General features: G+C 74.7%; 19 protein-coding genes. 11 read left to right on the top strand and 8 right to left on the bottom strand.

Features of this window, described 5'->3' with window-relative positions; all coding sequences use genetic code 11:
* Positions 1–22: 22 nt before the first annotated feature.
* On the bottom strand, positions 23–1,066 hold the full coding sequence (aroF, locus tag GC157_08950; protein MBI1377593.1) for a 3-deoxy-7-phosphoheptulonate synthase: 1,044 nt from the start codon (positions 1,064–1,066) through the stop codon (positions 23–25).
* Between the two features lie 208 nt (positions 1,067–1,274).
* Between aroF and GC157_08945 the strand changes: the two genes are divergently transcribed.
* Positions 1,275–1,997 carry a molybdopterin-dependent oxidoreductase gene (locus GC157_08945; protein MBI1377592.1) on the top strand — a complete coding sequence of 241 codons (723 nt, stop codon included), beginning with the start codon at positions 1,275–1,277 and terminating at the stop codon, positions 1,995–1,997.
* 31 nt (positions 1,998–2,028) lie between these two features.
* On the opposite strand, the gene pknB is transcribed toward GC157_08945, so the two are convergent.
* The gene (gene pknB / locus GC157_08940; protein ID MBI1377591.1) at positions 2,029–4,110 is read right to left on the bottom strand and encodes a Stk1 family PASTA domain-containing Ser/Thr kinase; all 2,082 of its coding nucleotides are present in this window, start codon (positions 4,108–4,110) and stop codon (positions 2,029–2,031) included.
* Here pknB and GC157_08935 point away from each other — a divergent pair.
* The 3 genes from GC157_08935 to GC157_08925 are packed head-to-tail and all read left to right on the top strand — an operon-like array spanning position 4,102 to position 5,433.
* Positions 4,102–4,578, top strand: coding sequence for a TIGR03618 family F420-dependent PPOX class oxidoreductase (locus GC157_08935; GenBank protein ID MBI1377590.1), 477 nt, complete (start codon positions 4,102–4,104; stop codon positions 4,576–4,578). The two genes, pknB and GC157_08935, sit on opposite strands and share 9 nt — an antisense overlap.
* Positions 4,579–4,603: 25 nt before the next feature.
* Positions 4,604–5,035, top strand: coding sequence for a lycopene cyclase domain-containing protein (locus tag GC157_08930; protein ID MBI1377589.1), 432 nt, complete (start codon positions 4,604–4,606; stop codon positions 5,033–5,035).
* A complete protein-coding gene (locus GC157_08925; protein MBI1377588.1) occupies positions 5,032–5,433 on the top strand; it encodes a lycopene cyclase domain-containing protein in 402 nt (133 codons plus the stop codon). The genes GC157_08930 and GC157_08925 overlap by 4 nt, the downstream gene beginning before the upstream one ends.
* Positions 5,434–5,442: 9 nt before the next feature.
* Here GC157_08925 and GC157_08920 read toward each other — a convergent pair whose 3' ends face one another.
* The gene (locus GC157_08920; GenBank protein ID MBI1377587.1) at positions 5,443–5,799 is read right to left on the bottom strand and encodes a hypothetical protein; all 357 of its coding nucleotides are present in this window, start codon (positions 5,797–5,799) and stop codon (positions 5,443–5,445) included.
* 109 nt (positions 5,800–5,908) lie between these two features.
* Between GC157_08920 and GC157_08915 the strand changes: the two genes are divergently transcribed.
* Complete coding sequence (locus GC157_08915; protein MBI1377586.1) at positions 5,909–6,961, top strand: hypothetical protein; 1,053 nt, start codon at positions 5,909–5,911, stop codon at positions 6,959–6,961.
* 22 nt (positions 6,962–6,983) lie between these two features.
* Here the strand turns inward: GC157_08915 and GC157_08910 are convergent, their stop codons facing one another.
* Positions 6,984–7,940, bottom strand: coding sequence for a phytoene/squalene synthase family protein (locus GC157_08910; GenBank protein ID MBI1377585.1), 957 nt, complete (start codon positions 7,938–7,940; stop codon positions 6,984–6,986).
* Positions 7,941–7,977: 37 nt separating this feature from the next.
* Between GC157_08910 and GC157_08905 the strand changes: the two genes are divergently transcribed.
* Both GC157_08905 and GC157_08900 read left to right on the top strand, forming a co-directional pair.
* On the top strand, positions 7,978–8,487 hold the full coding sequence (locus tag GC157_08905) for a hypothetical protein (protein MBI1377584.1): 510 nt from the start codon (positions 7,978–7,980) through the stop codon (positions 8,485–8,487).
* Positions 8,484–8,903 (top strand): hypothetical protein, encoded by a 420-nt coding sequence (locus GC157_08900; protein ID MBI1377583.1) that lies wholly within the window; start codon positions 8,484–8,486, stop codon positions 8,901–8,903. The genes GC157_08905 and GC157_08900 overlap by 4 nt, the downstream gene beginning before the upstream one ends.
* A gap of 13 nt (positions 8,904–8,916) precedes the next feature.
* On the opposite strand, the gene GC157_08895 is transcribed toward GC157_08900, so the two are convergent.
* The 3 genes from GC157_08895 to GC157_08885 all read right to left on the bottom strand — a co-directional run bounded on the left by GC157_08895 (position 8,917) and on the right by GC157_08885 (position 13,219).
* Positions 8,917–10,476 carry a hypothetical protein gene (locus GC157_08895; protein ID MBI1377582.1) on the bottom strand — a complete coding sequence of 520 codons (1,560 nt, stop codon included), beginning with the start codon at positions 10,474–10,476 and terminating at the stop codon, positions 8,917–8,919.
* A 169-nt stretch (positions 10,477–10,645) separates the two neighbouring features.
* Positions 10,646–12,145, bottom strand: coding sequence for a phytoene desaturase (gene crtI / locus GC157_08890; GenBank protein MBI1377581.1), 1,500 nt, complete (start codon positions 12,143–12,145; stop codon positions 10,646–10,648).
* 21 nt (positions 12,146–12,166) lie between these two features.
* Positions 12,167–13,219: a polyprenyl synthetase family protein gene (locus GC157_08885; GenBank protein ID MBI1377580.1), complete on the bottom strand. Its 1,053-nt coding sequence runs from the start codon at positions 13,217–13,219 to the stop codon at positions 12,167–12,169.
* Between the two features lie 182 nt (positions 13,220–13,401).
* On the opposite strand from GC157_08885, the gene metF reads away from it, so the two are divergent.
* Genes metF through GC157_08870 form a run of 3 tightly spaced genes read left to right on the top strand, consistent with a single transcriptional unit; the run spans position 13,402 to position 15,640 of the window.
* Entirely contained in the window at positions 13,402–14,301 is a 900-nt protein-coding gene (gene metF, locus GC157_08880; GenBank protein MBI1377579.1) for a methylenetetrahydrofolate reductase [NAD(P)H], read from the top strand.
* Positions 14,302–14,338: 37 nt separating this feature from the next.
* Positions 14,339–14,962 (top strand): DUF541 domain-containing protein, encoded by a 624-nt coding sequence (locus tag GC157_08875; GenBank protein MBI1377578.1) that lies wholly within the window; start codon positions 14,339–14,341, stop codon positions 14,960–14,962.
* A 12-nt stretch (positions 14,963–14,974) separates the two neighbouring features.
* Positions 14,975–15,640, top strand: a complete 666-nt coding sequence (locus GC157_08870; protein ID MBI1377577.1) for a CDP-alcohol phosphatidyltransferase family protein — start codon at positions 14,975–14,977, stop codon at positions 15,638–15,640.
* A gap of 28 nt (positions 15,641–15,668) precedes the next feature.
* Here GC157_08870 and GC157_08865 read toward each other — a convergent pair whose 3' ends face one another.
* Positions 15,669–16,247 carry a TetR family transcriptional regulator gene (locus tag GC157_08865; GenBank protein ID MBI1377576.1) on the bottom strand — a complete coding sequence of 193 codons (579 nt, stop codon included), beginning with the start codon at positions 16,245–16,247 and terminating at the stop codon, positions 15,669–15,671.
* 57 nt (positions 16,248–16,304) lie between these two features.
* Between GC157_08865 and GC157_08860 the strand changes: the two genes are divergently transcribed.
* The gene (locus tag GC157_08860; protein ID MBI1377575.1) at positions 16,305–18,035 is read left to right on the top strand and encodes a DHA2 family efflux MFS transporter permease subunit; all 1,731 of its coding nucleotides are present in this window, start codon (positions 16,305–16,307) and stop codon (positions 18,033–18,035) included.
* The last annotated feature ends 79 nt before the right edge of the window (positions 18,036–18,114 follow it).

Below are 18,114 nucleotides of genomic sequence, written 5' to 3'. Positions count from 1 at the left end.
GCAGGAAGTGGGATGCACCGTCTCAGGTGCGCGCGCCGAGTGGCTCGGCGGGACGGCGGTCGAGCAGGGGCGGCAGCTGGCGCACGGCGGTGGCGAGGGCGCGCAGGTCGCCGTCGACGAGGGCCTGCGGGCCGTCGCACAGCGCGGTGTCGGGATGCGGGTGGACGTCGACGATGATCCCGTCGGCGCCGACGGCGATGGCCGCGCGCGAGAGCGGCACCACGAGGTCGCGGCGGCCGCCGGAGTGCGAGGGGTCCACCACCACGGGCAGGTGGGCGAGGTCGTGCGCCACCGGCACCGCCGACACGTCGAGGGTGTTGCGCGTGGCCTTCTCGAAGGTGCGGATGCCGCGCTCGCACAGCACCACCTCGAGGTTGCCGCGCTGCGCGATGTACTCCGCGGCCATGAGCCACTCCTCGATGGTGGAGCTCATGCCGCGCTTGAGCATCACCGGCTTGCCCACCGCGCCGACGGCCTGGAGCAGCGAGAAGTTCTGGGCGTTGCGCGTACCCACCTGGAGCATGTCGGCGTAGGAGGCGACGAGGTCGACGTCGGCCACGTCGACCACCTCGGTCACCACCGGGAGGCCGGTCTCCTCGCGCACCTCGGCCAGGATCCGCAGGCCCTGCTCACCGAGGCCCTGGAAGGCGTACGGCGACGAGCGCGGCTTGAAGGCGCCTCCGCGCAGCAGCGTGGCGCCGGCCCCCTTGGCCATGAGCGCCGCCTGCAGCGTCTGCTCCGGCGTCTCGACGGCGCACGGGCCGGCGATCAGCGTGAAGGTCTCGGGGCCGATCGGCACGCGCGAGGCGCCGACGTACACGGTCGACATCTGCGGGTGGTGCTGGCGCGACACCAGCTTGAACGGGGTCGAGATGCGCACCACCTCGGCCACGCCGGCGAGCGCGCGCAGGTTGAGGCCGTGGAATCGGTCGATGTCCCCGACCAGCCCGACGATGGTGCGGGTGTCGCCGCGGCTGACGAAGGCCTCGCCGCCGGCCTCGGCGACGCGGGCGACGACGGCGTCGATCTCGGTGTCGGTGGCTCCAGGGCTCATGACGACGACCATGGTGGGGTCCGTGCCTCTCGTGCGGGCGCCGTCCGGGGCCCGGGACGACGAGAGCCCCGGCCGGTTCGGCGCGGGGCTCGTTGCGGGGGTGGGCGCGTCAGACGGGACGGCCCACCCGGGGAGACCCGGGCCGGACGCCATAGAACCGCCAGCTGCGCACGGGAGGACGGTAGCCCAGCCCTCCCACCAGGTGGACGTCGTGTCCACGATGCGGGACGACGCCGACCCCCGCCACGGGTCGCGTCCGGCGCCTCGGCACCATGGGGGAGTGGCAGCGGGGAGCGGCGCGGGGCCGGCGGTGGTGACGTCCGCGCATCCGCGCGTCCCCCCGGGCCAGGAGCTGCACGAGTCGCTGCGCGTCATGCACTACGGGCGGCCGCCGCAGTTCCGCCCCGACTCGTGGGACTTCCAGGTGCTCGGCGCGACCGAGGACGGCGGGGCGACCCGGTGGACCTACGAGGACCTCATGTCGCTCCCGCAGTCCGACGTCACCGCGGACCTGCACTGCGTCACCCGCTACACCGTGCTGGATCTCGTGTGGTCCGGCGTCGCCGCCGCCACGATCCTCGAGCTCGCGCCGCCCGCCCCGGAGGCGACGCACGTGCTGGTGTGGGCCGACCGCGGCTACACCGCCAACCTGCGCATCGACGACCTCGCCTCGGCGTCGTCGGTGCTCGCGCACAGCTGCGGCGGCACGCCGCTCCCGGTCGAGCACGGCTGGCCGCTGCGCCTGGTCGTGCCGCACCGCTACGCGTGGAAGGGCCCCAAGTGGGTGCGCGGGTTCGAGTACCTCACCGAGGACAGGCGCGGCTTCTGGGAGGAGCGGGGCTACCACAACATCGGCGACCCGTGGCTCGAGCAGCGCTACTCCTACCAGGAGTCCGACGGCGACGGGCCGCCGCTGCCCCACCAGCACGACCACGCGGGCTGACGCCGCGACCGGCGCACGACGACGGCCCGGGTCAGACGACGTCGAGCGAGACCGTGGAGCCCCACGGCACCATGTCGCCGGCCTTCACCGACTGCGACACGACCCGGCCGAACGGGGTGAACCCGATCGGGTAGCTCACCTCGACCTTGAGGCCGAGGCCGGCCAGCTGCGTGCGAGCGTCGGCCTCGGGCACGCGGTAGAGGTCGGGCATCTGCACCAGCGGCGGACCCTTGCTGACCACCACCTGCACGGTGTCGCCGGGGAACACCTTGGCGCCGGCCTTGGGCGTGGTGGACACGACGTCGCCCTTGGCCACGGTCTTGCTGTAGTCCTCGGTGACCTGCGGCGTGAGACCCAGCTTCTTGATCGCCGCGACCACCTGCGACGACGGCTTGCCCACGTAGCTCGGCAGCGGCACGGGCGCCGGGCCCTTGGACACGACGAGGGTGACCTCCTGGCCGCGCTTGAGCTTCTGGCCGGGAGCGGGGTCGGTGGTGACGACGGAGCCCTTCGGCACGGTGTCGTCGTAGGTCTGCCGCTGGCCGCCGACGGCGAGGGACGCGTCGGTCAGGGCGGCGGTGGCCTCGTCGACGGACATCCCCTTCACCTGCGGGACGGCGTAACGCTCCGGGCCCTTGGACACCACGGCCGAGACCACCGAGCCCTCGCGTGCCTCGGCACCGCCGGCGGGATCGGTGGAGATGATCTGGCCGGCCTTGACCGTCTCGCTGAAGTCGGTGCTGCTCGCGTCGAGCGTGAGTTGGAGCGGGTCGAGCTTGGCCGCGGCCTGCTGCGGGGTGAGGCCCACGAGCCCGGGCACCTGCACGGTCTTGGTGGCGCCGTACACCCAGGCCATGCCCGACACCAGGGCACCGAGCAGGAGCAGCACCACGAGCGGGATCCAGCCCCGCCGCCGCCGGCGCCGTGCCGTGGGGGCCGCGCCGTCCGGCGGGATCGACGGGTGGGTCGTGGTGATCGCCCGCGGCGCGCCGGAGGTGGACGTGGTCGACAGCGGCACCACGAGGGTGGCGGCCTGGTCCTCGGCGACGCCGAACGGCCGCGGGCTGGGCAGCACCCGGCGCGCCTCGCGGACGTCGGCGAGGAACGCCGAGGCGTCGGCGTAGCGCTCGTCGGCGTCGCGGGCCGTGGACCGGGCGACGAGGTCGTCGACGAGCCGCGGCACGCCCGGCCGGATCGTCGACGGCGCGGGCACCGCGGCGTTGACGTGCTGGTAGGCGACGGCCAGCGGCGTCTCGCCGGCGAAGGGCACGGAGCCCGTGAGCATCTCGTAGAGCAGGATGCCGGCCCCGTAGACGTCGCTGCGGGCGTCGGCGATGCCGCGCTCGACCTGTTCGGGGGACAGGTAGGCGACCGTGCCGATGAGCAGCCCCTGCGTGGCCGCCGTGGACGTGGCCGCCGAGATGGCTCGGGCCAGCCCGAAGTCGGCCACCTTCACCCGGCCGTCGTCGGTGAGCAGGACGTTCTCCGGCTTGACGTCGCGGTGCACGAACCCGGCCGCGTGGGCCGCCTCGAGCGCCTGGAGCACGGGGTCGAGGATCGTGAGCGCCTGCTCGGCGGTGAGGCGCCCGACCTGGCGCAGCACGTCGCGCACGGTGCGGCCCGGCACGTACTCCATGACCAGGTAGACGAGCCCGTCGTCCTCGCCCTGGTCGTAGACGGCCACCACGTGGGGGTCGGACAGGCGTGCGGCGGACTTGGCCTCGCGCTGGAACCGCGACACGAACGCGGCGTCGTCGGCGAGGGTCGCGTGCATCACCTTGAGGGCGACGGCGCGGTCGAGCCGGAGGTCCGTGGCCTCGTACACCGTGGCCATGCCGCCGCGCGCGAGCCGGTTCTCCACCCGGTAGCGGCCGTCGACGACGCGCCCGACCAGCGCGTCGGGCCGCGTACCGGCAGAGGTCTCCACGGTCCAGGAGTCTACGTTCGACACGCCGTGGGGCCGTCCTGCCGCGCCGGGTCCCGGACATCGGGCGCCGCGCACCGGTCCCGGGCCGTGACCCCGCCGTGACGGCGCCGAGACCCGCGGACCGCCCGGAGGCGCCGCTCGCGCGCGGTCCGCCGCCGCGGACGGCAGGATGGCGGGGTGAGCCACGTCCGCGACCGGATCGCCCTGAGCGAGGCCGAGGCCGGCGCGATGCTGCGCGAGTCGCGGATCCCCGTGCTGGTCACCAACGGCCCGGACGGGGTGCCCGACCCCGTGCCCATGTGGTTCGTCGTCGACGACAACGGCACCGTGTGGATGCGCACGTACGCCGCGAGCCAGAAGGTGCGCAACCTCGAGCGCGACCCGCGGTTCGCCGCGCTGGTCGAGTCCGGCGAGCGCTACGCGCAGCTGCGCGGCCTCCAGCTGACCGGCACGGTGGAGCTGGTCGAGGACGTCGACCGTATCTGCGACGTGATGGCGCGGCTGCTGGTGAAGTACGAGGGGCTCGACCCGGCGCACGCCGACGACGTGCGCGCCGCCTACCGCGTGCGGGCGCCCAAGCAGCGCGCGCTGCGGCTGCACGTCGCGCGCACTGTGTCGTGGGACCACGCCAAGGCGCCGGGGACCCCCGCGTGACCGCCCCGCGTCCGGGGTCCCGCTGATGGGGCACCTCGCCTACCTCGGCGTGCTCGCGCTGGTGGTGATCGGGAGCACGTGGCTCGAGGTCGCGCTGCGCACCCGCGTGCTCTCGCGCTGGCGCCGGCTGCTGCTCACGATCGGACCCGTCCTCGTGGTCTTCAGCCTCTGGGACGCCTACGCCGTGTCCGCGGGGCACTGGTCGTTCGACCCCGCGCGCACCACCGGGGTCACCGTCGGCGACGTGCCGCTCGAGGAGCTGCTGTTCTTCGTGGTGGTGCCGGTGGCCTCGCTGCTGACCCTCGAGGCGGTGCGCTCGGCACGGCGCTGGGAGGTCGGCGACGAGCCGCCGGGCACGTGCGTGGACGGGGTGCGCCGCGACGACGCCACGGCAGGCGGCCCGGCCTCGGCGAAGCCCGAGCGCCGCCCGCACGGCGGGCCGGGGGACGGGCGGTGACCTACACCTCGCTCGCGGTCCTCGCGGTCGCGCTGACGGCGCTGGCGGACCTCGCGGTGCTGCGCACGCGGCTGCTGCGCCGGCGCGTGTTCTGGACGGCCTACGCGATCGTCGTCGGCTTCCAGCTGCTCACCAACGGCGTCCTCACGGGTCTGCGCATCGTGCGGTACGACGGAGCCGCGATCGTCGGCTCCTCGACGCCGGCCGCCGGGCCGCCGCCGTTCCTCGGCGACGGCCGTATCGCCTGGGCCCCGGTGGAGGACCTGCTCTTCGGCTTCGCGCTCGTGCTGCTGACCCAGGCGCTGTGGGTGTGGTGGGGACGACGCGGGGTGCAGCGCACGCCCTACGCCGGACCGCCGCGCCTGCCGCTGCCCGGATCGCCCCGCCGCGACGACTGACGAGGCGGGTCAGGCGCCCTCGCGCAGCTCCGCCGGCGCGCGCATGTGCCAGGCGTCGGCCACCAGCTCGCGCAGCCGGGGCACGCGCACGGCGGCCAGGCGCAGCATCACCAGCGGGAAGCCGTCGTAGCCGGGGGTGGTGAAGAACAGCTCGGGCTCCCCGAGCAGCAGCGCCTGCTTCTCCGCCTCGTCGCCGACGTAGAGCACGGCGACGTCCGTGCGGATGACCCGGCGGCCGCCCTCGCGGTCCGGGTAGGACCACACGAACCCCTTGCCGCCCACGCGGAAGTCGAACCCGTCGCTGTCGATCTCCTCGACGTGCGGCAGGGCGAGCGCGATGCGGCGCACGTCCTCGGCGTCTGCCACGTCCCCTCCTCCCGGTGCCCGCCGAGCCTAGGCCGGATCACCGACACGGCTCGCCTCGCGCCTGGAGCGGTCATTACGCTCCCTGCGGGGGCACGACGTCAGGGCGAGGATGGCGGGGACGGCCACGGCCGTCGTCGACCGTCGCAGGTGCGGCACCGGGGGGTGCAGGGTGGGAGTCCGGCTCTTCGAGCTCGAGGACCTCGGCGAACGGCTGCCGCAGGTGCTCAAGCCGGCGGCCAGGCGCGCGCGCGACCTCGTCGACGGCAACTGGCCCAGCGAGGTGGCCGTGCGGCGCCTCGCGCGCACGCCCCGCGACCCGCGCACGTTCAGCGAGAAGGTGCGCTACCGCGCGGCGTTCGACCGCCGCCCGATCCTCACCTCCATGGTCGACAAGGTCGCCGTGCGCGACTACGTGCGCGAGCGGCTCGGCGACGAGGTGCTGACCCCGGTCGTGGGCGCGTTCGACGACCCGGGACGCATCCCGTGGCGCGAGCTCCCGCGCGAGTACGTCGTCAAGGCCACGCACGGCTCGGGCGCCGTCGTCGTCGTGTTCGACGGCGCGCCCGCGGGCAACCGGCTCCCGGGCTCCGCGCGGTTCTGCGAGTGGGAGCGCTTCGCCGTCCGCCCGGAGCACGCGAGCCCGCCGCGGATCGTGGCGCTGGGCCGCCGGTGGCTCGAGCTCGACTACTCCCACAGCCCCGGCCACGTGCCGGAGTGGGGCTACCGCGACGTCCCGCGCCGCGTCCTCGTGGAGCACCTCGTGCCGGGCACGGGCGGCGAGCTGCCGACCGACTACAAGTTCATGTGCTTCGACGGCACCTGCCCGCTGTTCTACGTCGTCGGCGGCCGGTTCACCGACCACCGCATCGCCGTGTTCGACGGCGACGGCTCGCCCTCCGCGATCCGGTTCGGCCCGCACCCGGACAAGGAGCACCCGCCGCTCGTGCCGCACTGGCGCGAGCTCAAGGCGGCGGCCGAGGAGCTCTCGCGCGGGCTGGACTTCGTGCGGGTGGACATCTACCCCGTGGGCACGGGCATGGCCTTCGGCGAGATGACGATGTACCACGACGGCGGGCGCAACAGCTGGGAGCCGGCGTCCGCCGACGAGCTGATCGGCTCGTGGTGGAAGGTGCCGGACGACAGCGTGCTGCGCGGGGACTGACCGCTCGCGGACGGCTGCCCGGTCAGCGCGACGTCGGCGCGTGCAGCCCGTGCGGGTGGCCCTCGCCGTGGCGTCGCCGGGCCGCGCGCGCCGCGCGCCACGCGGGCAGCGCCACGGCCAGCCGGCGCCGGGTGGGCACGGTCGCGCGCCGCGTGAACACCTGGTAGTCGATGCGCTCCACCTCGTCGACGATGCCGCAGTAGAGGACGCGGGCGGCCTCGATGCAGGGCTGCGACGACGGGTGGAGCATCGCGACGCCCGGCCGCGAGCGCTCCTCGAGCCGGCGCACCCGCGCGACCTGGTCCTCGAGCACGCGGCGTACGCCGGGGGTCACCACCCGGCGCTCGAGCTCCTCGCGGGTGACGCCGTGCCGGTGGAGGTCCTCGAGCGGGATGTACACGCGCCCGCGGTCGAGGTCCTCGCCCACGTCGCGGACGAAGTTGGCCAGCTGGAACGCCGTGCCCAGCTCCTGCGCGTGCTCGTAGGCCTCGGGAGCCGTCGGCTCCAGGATCGGCACCATCTGGAGGCCGATCACCGACGCCGAGCCGTAGACGTACGTCGTCAGGTCGTCGTACGTCGGGTACTCGCTCACGGTGAGGTCCATGCGCATCGAGCGCAGGAACGCGTCGAAGTGCTCCACGGGGATGTCCCACCGCTGCACCGTGTCGACGACCGCCGCGCAGACCGCGTCGTCGCTGCGGCCGCGGGCCAGGTCGTCGCGGAAGCGCGCCGACCACGCGTCGAGCTCGGCCGCCCGCTGGGCGGCGGTGGCGTCCGAGCCGAGGTCGTCGACGATCTCGTCGGCGTACCGCGCGAATCCGTACAGCGCGTGCACGTAGGGGCGCTTGGCCGGCGGGAGCAGGAGCGTGGCCAGGTAGTAGGTGCGGCCGTGCTGCGCGTTGAGGACGCGGCAGCGCTCGTAGGACTCCCGCAGCGTCGGGTCGGTGATGCCCGCGCGGTCCAGGTCGCGCGCGCTCATGGGACGGCGCACCTCATGGGGTCAGATCCTCGCACCGATGCGTGGTGCCCGCCGGTCGGGCCGTGCCACGATACCGAGCGTGCGGCCCATCCCGACCGGACACCGCAGCCGCGCGCCGCGGCTCGCCCTGCTCTGGGTGCTGGTCGCCCTGCTGCTGCCCGCCGTGGCGGCGTGCGGGGGGACGACGTCGGCGGCCGCACCCTCCGTCCCCGCGGGATCGGGGACGGCGGCGCTCGCGCCGGCGCAGCCGGTGTCCGGCCTGCCCACGATGACGGTGGCTGCGCTCCCGCCGCAGGGGGTCGACACGTTGCGCCTCATCGCGGCGGGGGGCCCGTTCCCCTACGCCAAGGACGGCGCGACGTTCTCCAACCGCGAGGGGCTGCTGCCGGCCCATCCGTCGGGCTGGTACCAGGAGTACACGGTCGTCACGCCGGGCTCGCCGGACCGCGGTGCCCGGCGCATCGTCGCGGGGCGCGACGGTGGCAAGTTCTACTCCGACGACCACTACGCGTCGTTCCACGAGATCGTCTCGGGGGTGTCCGGATGAGTGCACTGAGGCTGTCCGAGCTGCGCGGCGTGCGTCGCGCCGAGGGCCGCGCCGTCGACGAGTACGAGGACGCGGCCGCCAGGCTCGGCTGGCGCTGCGTGGTGCTCGACGGCACCGACGTCGAGGACCGCGCCGCGTTCCTCGAGGCGTGCGACGAGGCCTTCGAGCTGCCCGAGTGGTTCGGCATGAACTGGGACGCGCTCGAGGAGTGCCTGGCCGACCTCGACCACGAGGGCGCCGACGGGGTGCTCGTGGTGTGGTCGGGCTGGGGCGAGTTCGCCGAGGCCGACCCGCCCGACTTCGCCGTGGCGCTCGACGTCCTGCGCGGCGCGGTGCGCGGCTGGAACCGCGACGGCGTCGGCGGGGGAGTGGTGCTGCTGGGCGAGGGCCCCGACATCGACGTCGACGCCCTCTGACGCCTGCCCCGGGTCAGCGGGAGGCCGGCTGCACCACGAGCAGGTCGCGCCGGGCCGCCGAGACCGCGTCCTCCGGGACGAGCCCGTGGGCGCTGGGCTCACCGAAGAGCAGCTGGCGCTCCCGCGGCGAGATCGACACCGCGATCGCGACCGCGGCGGCGGAGGCCACCATGGCGATGCCGTCCGAGAGCTCGATGAGGCTGTCGGCCGAGGCGCTGGTCTCCCACAGCCCGTAGAGGGTGAACGCGGCGACGCCGAGCATCACCCACTTCAGCGAGCGCGGCCTCAGGCCGGAGGCGGCCGCGAGCGGCAGCGCCCACAGCAGGTACCAGGGCTGCACGACCGGGCCGAACAGCACGACGACGACGAAGGCGAGCGTGGCGCCGCGCACCGGGGTGCGCCCCTCGGGACGCAGGATCAGCCAGGCCACGATGGCGATCGCCGCGATCATGAACAGCATCCGGAAGACGTTCACGGCGAGGTCGGTGTGGTCGCCCAGACCGATCCAGTCGAGCACGTCGCCGGTGAACATCCCCGCTGCGGTCGAGGGGGAGAGCCAGGTCTTCACCACGCCGGGCGTGGTGAGGGCGCGGATCCAGCCGGCCGAGAGCCCGACGATCGCGGAGAAGACCACGAACGACACGGTGGTGAGGCCGCCGACCTTGGCCCAGGCCAGGAAGCGCCCGCGCCAGTCCGCGCGGGTGCCGGCCCAGACCAGCCCGACGAACGGCAGCGCCAGCAGGCCGATCGGCTTCACCATGCCCGCCGCGACGACCAGCAGCGTGCCGGCGACGACGCGGTGCTCCACGGCGAGGCAGAGCCCCGCCACCAGCAGCCCGACCATGAGCGCGTCGTTGTGCACGCCAGCGACGAAGTGCATGAGCACCAACGGGTTCATGACGCCGAGCCACAAGGCCTTGGCCGGCTCGATGTCGTGGTGGAAGGCCAGGCGCGGCACGTAGTAGGCGAGCAGCGCGACACCGACCACCGCCAGCACGCGGAAGCCGATCACCGCCATGAACGGGTTCGACGTCAGCGCGGCCATGCCGCGGGAGAGCGCGAGGAACAACGGGCCGTAAGGCGTGGGCGTGTTCTGCCACATCGGGTCGACGCCGCTGTCGAACCACCCGGGGATCGAGGCGACCCCGTTGGTGTAGGGGTCGACGCCCCGGAGCATCAGCTTGCCCTGGGCGTAGTAGGAGTAGGCGTCGCGGCTGAACAGCGGCGGCACGAGCATGAGCGGGGTGACCCAGAGCGCGAGCACGCCCCACAGGCCGCGCACGCCCCGGATGTGCCCGGCGAGCACGTCGCCGCCGACCACGAGCCACGACTGGAGCAGCAGCGCGCCGCCGAGGATGACCGAGGCGGTGGACACGAGCTTGCCCAGCCCGGGGGACTGCATCGCGTGGATGATGGTGCTGTTCAGCTCGTCGGTGGGGACCCAGCCGACGCCGAGCGCGCCGATCGCGAGGACGGCGGACCCCACGAGACCGGGGACGGCGTAGCGCAGCGTGAACGCGATGCCGTGGTCGGTCGGGTGGAGGTCCTCCGATGAGGGGTCGCCGGAAGCCACGGGCACAGGGTACGGCCGCGGATCGCCCGGATCCCAACGCGATCGGGTGGGTCGAGCGTGACGCACGTCGCTCATCGGACGGGAACCTGAGGGGACCGTGCCGCGTTTCGTCCCTTTCGCCCCGTACGGCCCGCTCCCGGTGTCTGGCGGGGGGGCGGGGCGGCGTGCGTCAGTGCAGGTAGGACGGGGCGTAGGACCGGTCCGGCCCGGTGACCCGCTCGGCGGCGAGGCGCCCCGAGACCAGCACCATGGGGACGCCGACCCCCGGCTGGGTGCCGGACCCGGTGAAGACGACGTTCTCGCCCCACAGGTTCGACGGGCGGAACGGCCCGGTCTGGAGGAACGTGTGCGCCGCCGCGAACGGCGAGCCCCGCTCCATGCCGCGGGCCTGCCAGTCCAGCGGGGTGGTGAGGTGCTCGACCTCGATGCCGTCGCCGAAGCCGATGTACCCGCGCGACTCCAGCGTGCGCACGACCTCGTCGCGGTAGCGCGGGCCCTCCACCCGCCAGTCGATGTCGGCGTCGAGGTTCGGGGTGGGCAGCAGGACGTAGTAGACCTGGCGGCCCTCGGGGGCCAGCGACGGGTCGGACCGGGTGGGGTTGGTGACGAGCAGGCTCGGGTCGCTCATGAGCCGCTTCTCGTCGATGAGCTCGCGGAACACGCCGTCCCAGGCCCGGCCGAAGTGGATGTTGTGGTGCGCGGTGCGGGAGTACGACGCCGTGGAGCCCGCCAGCAGCAGGAAGCACGACGGCGAGTAGCGCAGCCGGCGCACGCTCCACGGCTCGCGCCCGAGCAGGTCGCGCCACGCCACGGGCAGGTCCGGGTTGAGCACCACCGTGTCGGCGGGCAGCCGCTCGCCCTCGGTGGTGACGACCGCGGTGGCGCGCCGACCCTGCAGCTCGACGCTCGCGACCTCGGTGCCGTAGCGGAACCGCACCCCGTGCTTCTCGGCCGCCGCGGCCATGGCGCGGGGCAGCGCGTGCATCCCTCCTCGCGGGAAGAAGACCCCGGCCACGGAGTCCATGTAGGCGATGACCGCGTAGATGGCCAGCGCGTCCTGCGGGGCGAGCCCGGCGTACATGGACTGGAAGCTGAACACCCGCTGGGTGCGCGGGTCGTGCAGGTGCGACGCGACCACGGGCGCGAGCCGCCGGAACCCGCCGACGCCGGCGAGGCGGGCGAGGTTGGCGGTGAGGAGGTCGAGCGGGGTGTCGATGTTGCGGTCGATGAAGTCGCGCATCTCGTAGCGGTAGATGCGCGAGACGAGGTCGACGAAGGAGCGGTAGCCCGCCGCCTCCGCGGGCGACACGACCCGGGCGATCTCGTCGGCCATGGCGTCGATGTCGGCGTGGACGTCGAGCTGCGAGCCGTCCGGGAAGAAGGCCCGGTAGAGCGGGTCGACCGGCATGAGGTCGAGCCAGTCGTCCATGTCCTCGTCGACGGCGGCGAAGGCGTCACGGATGAGGTCGGGCATCGTGAGCACGGTGGGCCCGGTGTCGATGCGGTAGCCGGAGTCCTCGATGACGCCGGCCCGCCCGCCGGGCACGGCCTCGCGCTCCACGACGGTGACGCTGCGCCCCGCACCCGCGAGGCGCAGCGCGCAGGACAGGCCGGCCAGGCCGGCGCCGACGACGACCACCTCGTCGGTCGGCCCGGTCACGCGTCGCATCGGGCGCAGCGGCACGACGGCTCACACCGTCCGCTCGGTCGAGGCGATCGCGAGGTCGCGCAGCACCTCGCGGGCCTCGGCGTCGACGTCGGCGCGCTCGATCGCGCCCAGCGCCTGGGCGGTGAGCGCCTCGATCAGGGCCTCCACGTGGGCGAGCGCGCCCGTGTCGACGATGACCTCGCGCAGGGCGTCGACGCCGGCGGCGTCGAGGTCCGGGTCGCCGAGGTGGCGGCGCAGCAGGTCGGCCTGCTGCGGCGTCGCGGCCTCGCCGGCCGTGGCCACGAGCACGGTGCGCTTGCCCTCGCGCAGGTCGTCCCCGGCCGGCTTGCCCGTGCGCTCCGGGTCGCCGAAGACGCCGAGGACGTCGTCGCGCAGCTGGAAGGCCTCGCCCAGGGGGAGGCCGAACCCCGAGTAGGAGGTGAGCAGCTCGTCGGGTGCGCCGGCGAGGGCGGCCCCGAGGTGCAGCGGCCGCTCGATCGTGTACTTCGCCGCCTTGTAGCGCACCACGCGCATCGCCCGCGACGCAGACCCGCCGCCCATGGCCTGCTCGAGCAGGTCGAGGTACTGGCCGGCCATGAGCTCGGTGCGCATGAGGTCGTAGACGGGCTTGGCGCGCACCAGCGACTGGACCGGCAGGCCGCTGGACATGAGGAGCTCGTCGGCCCACGACAGGCAGAGGTCGCCGAGCAGGATCGCCGCGCCCACGCCGAAGCCGTCGGCGGACCCGCGCCAGCTGTTGCCCGTGTGCAGCGCGGCGAAGCGGCGGTGCGCCGCGGGCAGGCCGCGCCGCGTGTCGCTGCCGTCCATGACGTCGTCGTGCACCAGGGCGCAGGCCTGGAGCAGCTCGAGGGAGGTGGCGGCGGCGATCGCCTCCTCGCAGTCGTGCCCGCCCGCGCCGCGCCAGCCCCAGTAGGCGAACGCCGGCCGCAGCCGCTTGCCACCGCGCAGGAGGTCGGTCAGCGCGTCGGAGAGCTGGGCCAGGTCCGGGGAGATGTCGTCGAGCACCGGCACCTGGGCCGCGAGGAAGTCGTCGAGCCGCTTCTGGACCCGGACCCTGAGGTCCTCGGCGTCCAGCGCTGCCACGGCTCTCCCCTCCTGAGTCACGGGGCCAGAGTAGGGCGAGCGCCGCGACCCGGCATGCCGTGACGACGCCGTGACGATCCCGCGACATGGCTGCGGACCGGGCGGTCCGCGGGGCTCGTCCGCCCCTCGGACCGTGCGGAGCCGGCCGCGGGTCGCGTCGTACCCTCGTCCCCATGGCCCCCGCTCCGCGCTCGACGTCCATCAGCGAGCTGCTCGCGTCCGGCCGTCACTCCTTCTCGTTCGAGTTCTTCCCGCCGCGCACCGACGAGGGCGAACGCCAGCTGTGGCAGGCGATCCGCGAGCTCGAGCCGCTGGCGCCCACCTTCGTGTCGGTCACCTACGGCGCCGGCGGCTCCACCCGCGACCGCACCGTGCGGGCCACCCGCCGGATCCTCGAGGACACCACGCTGCTGGCGATGGCCCACCTCACCTGCGTCGGTGCGACGGTGGCCGAGCTGCGCGCGGTGATCGGGTCGTACGCCGACGCCGGGCTGCGCAACGTCCTCGCGCTGCGCGGGGACCCGCAGGGCGGCCTCGGCACGGAGTGGGTGCGCACCGACGGCGGCCTCGAGCACGCCGACGAGCTCGTGTCGCTGGTGCGCTCGCTGGGCGACTTCTCCGTCGGCGTGGCCGCGTTCCCGGAGAAGCACCCCGAGTCGCCGTCGCTCGAGCGCGACGCCGAGGTGCTGGCGGCCAAGCAGGCCGCGGGCGCCGGCTTCGCCGTCACGCAGCTGTTCTTCCGCGTCGAGGACTACGTCGAGCTCGTCGACCGGGCCCGCGCCGCGGGCTGCACGATGCCGATCGTGCCGGGGCTCATGCCGCTCACGAACATCTCGCAGATCGAGCGCTTCGGGCAGCTGGCCGGCACGGCCTTCCCGGACGAGCTCGCCGCGCGGTTCCGATCGGTGGCCGACGACCCGCACGCCGTCCACGCGGAGGGGGTGCTGGTCGCCACCGAGATGGCGCAGGCGCTGCTGGACGCCGGCGCCCCCGGGCTGCACTTCTACACGCTGAACCGGTCCACCTCGAGCCGCGAGATCTACACCAACCTCGGCCTCGGCGCCCGCGTCTGACGGGCGGCGCGCACCGGCGTCGGGCAGGATCGCGGCCATGGGCAGGACCGTGACGGTGACCGGGCACGGCCGCGCCGCGGCGCCGTACGACGAGGCCACGCTGCGGCTCGCGGCCACGGCCCGCGCGACGACGCCGAGCGACGCGACCGCCCGCGCCACCTACGCGATGGCGCAGATGCGCGAGGCGGTGCTGGGGGCCGGCGCCGCGCCCGGCGACCTGTCGACCACGCGGGTGTCGCTGAGCCCGGTGCACAACCCGTGGCCGACGGTCACCGGCTACGAGGCCTCGCTCGCGCTGTCCGTGCGGCTCGAGGACCTCGGCCGCGTGGGCTCGGTGCTCGTGGCGGCGGTCGACGCCGGCGGCGACGGGGCGCGCGTGGACGGGGTGAGCTTCGCCCACCACGACCCGGCCGCGCTCGAGCGCAGCGCGCGCGAGGCCGCGTTCGCCGACGCGCGGGCCCGGGCCGAGCAGTACGCCGGGCTCGCCGGGCAGGCGCTGGGCGAGGTGCGCCACGTGACGGAGGGCGACTCCGGCGGCGGTGCCGTGCCGCGCCGGATGGCCATGGCGGCGGAGGGCGGGCCGCCGATGCCGGTGGACCCCGGCGAGGGCGTCGTGTCGGCGGTGGTCACCGTCTCCTGGGCGCTCGGCCCGGTCGGCTGAGCGGCGTCGTCGATGGCACGCGCCGTCCCGAGCCTCGACAGCTACCTCGACACGTGGCAGGGGCTGCACGGGGGGTACGACCCGCGCTCCTCGCGCGTGGTGGGCACGTGGCTGCGGGTGGTGCACGCCTGCGCCGTGCCCTTCGCCCGGGCGGGCGCCTCGCCCGACGTCGTCTCGCTGCTGGGGGTGCTGGTCTCCGCCGCGGCCGTGGGCCTGTGCGTGCCGGGCGGCCGCTGGGTCGTGGCCGGTGCCGTGGTGGTGGGCGTCTCGGGGCTGATGGACTCCCTCGACGGCGCCGTGGCGGTGCTCACGGGTCGCGCCAGCGCCTGGGGCGCCGTGCTGGACTCCGTGCTCGACCGGCTCAGCGACCTGGCGCACGTGCTCGCGCTGTGGGTGGTCGGCGCCCCGACGCCGGTGTGCGTCGCGGCCGCCGCCCTCGCGTTCGTCCAGGAGTACGCGCGGGCCCGGGCCACCGCCGTGGGCATGGACGACATCGGCGTCGTGACCGTGGGGGAGCGCCCCACCCGGGTCATCGTGGCGGCGGCGTTCCTCCTCGCCGCCGGCGTCTACCCGGGCGAGGCGGTCACGTGGGCCGCGCTCGGCGCCTGGGCGTTGGTGGGGGTGGGCGCCGTCGGGATCGTGCAGCTGCTCGTGACGGTGCGCCGCCGCCTGCGCTGACCTCCCCGCCCGGACGCATCGCCTGGGGTCAGTCGACGCCGAGGCCCTCGTGCAGCAGGCCCAGCACCTGGCTGCGGGCGTCCTCGACGTCGAGGCCCTCGGTGACCAGGGCCGCCGCGGCATGGACGATCCCGAGGACGAGCCGGGCGGTGACCTCCGGCGAGGCGAGCCCGAGCGCGGTGAGCGCGTCGACGAGCGGCGCGGCCTGCTCGTGGTGCAGCTCGAGCAGCCGGGCCCGGCACTCGGCCGGGAGGTCGACCGCCCCGAGCACCTCCAGCGAGCGGTGGGTGCGGTCGGTGGCCAGGCCGAGCGCCGTGACGGCGAAGGCGTCCACCTTGCCCCGCGGCGTGGCCTCGGCGTCGACCGCGGCCCGCAGCCGGTCCGTGCTGCGCGGGAAGGCGTCCTCCACCAGGGCCGCCATGAGGGCGCCCGCCGAGGAGAAGTACTGGTACACGCTCGAGCGGGCCAGCCCGGCGCGCTCGCCCACCGCGCCGAGCGTGAGGGCGTCCGCACCCTGCTCGGCGAGCACCTCCTCGGCCGCCTCGAGCAGGGCGGCCCGGCGCATCCGGTGGTGCTCGGCCACCGTGGGCGCCTCGATGCGCGGCATGGTCCCTCCCTCGCCCCCGAGATGCGGTCTCGACACTTGCGTCGGTATGATGCCGACATGAGCGTCGAGAAGAACCCTACCCGAGGCACGTCCGCGACGCCGACCTCGGCTGCGACGCCCGACCGGCGCCGGTGGTGGGGCCTGGCCGCGGTCGCGCTGGGCGTCTCCCTCATCATCATGGACGCCACGGTCGTCAACGTCGCGCTGCCGACGGTGATCGAGGACCTGCACCTCGACGCCACGCAGGCGGAGTGGATGAACGCGATCTACTCCCTGGTCTTCGCGGCGCTGCTGCTCACCGTGGGCCGCGCGGGGGACATCTGGGGGCGGCGCCGGCTGTTCCTGCTGGGCATGGCGATCTTCGTGGTCGCCTCCGTGCTGGCGGGCCTGTCCACCACCCCGCTGATGCTGCTCGGCGCCCGGCTGCTCCAGGGCCTTGGCGCGGCGATGATCCTGCCGAGCACGCTGTCGACCCTCAACGCCGTGTTCGTCGGCCGCGAGCGCGCGATCGCGTTCGCCGTGTGGGGCTCGACGATCGGCGGCATGGCCGCGCTCGGCCCGCTCGTGGGCGGCTGGCTCACCACCGACTACAGCTGGCGCTGGTCGTTCCTGCTCAACGTTCCGGTCGGCCTCGTGGTGCTGGCCCTGATCGTGGTCGCCGTCCCGGAGACCCGCGACGAGGACGCGCCGCGGCGCCTGGACCTGTACGGCGTGACGCTCTCCGCGGTCGGCCTCGCGGGCATCGTGTTCGCGCTCATCGAGGGCCAGCACTACGGCTGGTGGCGTCAGGCCGACGGCACGCTGTCGCCGGTGCCGGTGGCCCTCGTCGTGGGCGTGGTCTTCCTGTGGCGCTTCTGGGTGGTGCAGCGGCGCCGGGCGCGCGCGGGCAAGAACGTGCTCGTCGACCTCGGGCTGCTCGACGTGCGCTCGTTCCGGTTCGGGTCGCTGGCCGCGCTGATCGTCGCCCTCGGCGAGTTCGGGCTGCTGTTCACCCTGCCGCTGCTGCTGCAGAACGCCCTCGGGTTCTCCGCGCTCGACACCGGCTGGCTCATCGCGGCGCTGGCCATGGGCACCTTCGTCGTGTCCGGGATGACGCCGCGGCTCACCGGGCGCTTCGGCGGCCGGGCCGTGGTGCGCGCCGGTCTCGCGACCGAGGCCGTCGCGGTCCTCGGGCTCGCGCTGACGGTCTCGCTCGACATCAGCGGGTGGCTGGTCGCGCTGTGGCTCTTCCTCTACGGCCTCGGCGTGGGCATGGCGACGGCGCAGCTGACGAGCGTGATCCTCGCCGAGATCCCGGTGACCGAGTCCGGCCAGGCCTCCGGTCTGCAGAGCACCTTCCGGCAGCTGGGCTCCGCGCTGGGCGTCGCCCTCCTCGGCACCCTGCTGCTCACCACCCTCGGCCGGGCCACCACGACCAACGTGGAGGCCACCGGTGCCCCGCCGCAGGCGGCGGAGTCGATCTCGAGCGCCGTGCAGGGCAGCGCGGGCTCGGTGATCCCGTCGCTGCGGGCGGACCCGGCCACGGCCGCCGCGGGCGAGGCTGCGGCCGCGGCCCTGGTGACGGCGAGCCGCTGGACCACCGGCATCGCGGCGGGCGTCATCGGCGTCGGCCTCCTGGCCACCCTCGCGCTGCCCTACGTCTCGCCCGACCCCGGCCAGGCCGCGCGCCGCGAGGACGAGGCCGCGGGGGACGACGGCGAGGCGGACGACACCTCCGACGGCGACGGCGACGAGAGGGACGAGCCGACCGCGCGCGGCGGGACCGCCGGGCGCCCGGCGCAGGACTGAGGCGACGGCACCCGGCCTGCGGGCCGGGCGCGGCCGTCGGGCATCCGCGGTCGAGCCTCCATGGGGCGGCCGTGGCTGC

Source organism: Frankiales bacterium, assembly GCA_016125335.1.
Taxonomy (GTDB): domain Bacteria; phylum Actinomycetota; class Actinomycetes; order S36-B12; family CAIYMF01; genus Longivirga.
Note: the sequence above shows the minus strand (reverse complement) of the source record. Positions and strands in the feature narration are given on the sequence as shown.

Coding starts and splice junctions, on each gene's coding strand:
- GC157_08930 (MBI1377589.1), top strand. CDS start 4,604: ATGGGGCACCTCGCCTACCTCGGCGTGCTCGCGCTGGTGGTGATCGGG.
- crtI (MBI1377581.1), bottom strand. CDS start 12,145: ATGCGACGCGTGACCGGGCCGACCGACGAGGTGGTCGTCGTCGGCGCC.
- aroF (MBI1377593.1), bottom strand. CDS start 1,066: ATGGTCGTCGTCATGAGCCCTGGAGCCACCGACACCGAGATCGACGCC.
- GC157_08915 (MBI1377586.1), top strand. CDS start 5,909: ATGGCGGGGACGGCCACGGCCGTCGTCGACCGTCGCAGGTGCGGCACC.
- GC157_08905 (MBI1377584.1), top strand. CDS start 7,978: ATGCGTGGTGCCCGCCGGTCGGGCCGTGCCACGATACCGAGCGTGCGG.
- GC157_08865 (MBI1377576.1), bottom strand. CDS start 16,247: ATGCCGCGCATCGAGGCGCCCACGGTGGCCGAGCACCACCGGATGCGC.
- metF (MBI1377579.1), top strand. CDS start 13,402: ATGGCCCCCGCTCCGCGCTCGACGTCCATCAGCGAGCTGCTCGCGTCC.
- GC157_08910 (MBI1377585.1), bottom strand. CDS start 7,940: ATGAGCGCGCGCGACCTGGACCGCGCGGGCATCACCGACCCGACGCTG.
- GC157_08900 (MBI1377583.1), top strand. CDS start 8,484: ATGAGTGCACTGAGGCTGTCCGAGCTGCGCGGCGTGCGTCGCGCCGAG.
- GC157_08945 (MBI1377592.1), top strand. CDS start 1,275: ATGCGGGACGACGCCGACCCCCGCCACGGGTCGCGTCCGGCGCCTCGG.
- GC157_08860 (MBI1377575.1), top strand. CDS start 16,305: ATGAGCGTCGAGAAGAACCCTACCCGAGGCACGTCCGCGACGCCGACC.
- GC157_08870 (MBI1377577.1), top strand. CDS start 14,975: ATGGCACGCGCCGTCCCGAGCCTCGACAGCTACCTCGACACGTGGCAG.
- GC157_08875 (MBI1377578.1), top strand. CDS start 14,339: ATGGGCAGGACCGTGACGGTGACCGGGCACGGCCGCGCCGCGGCGCCG.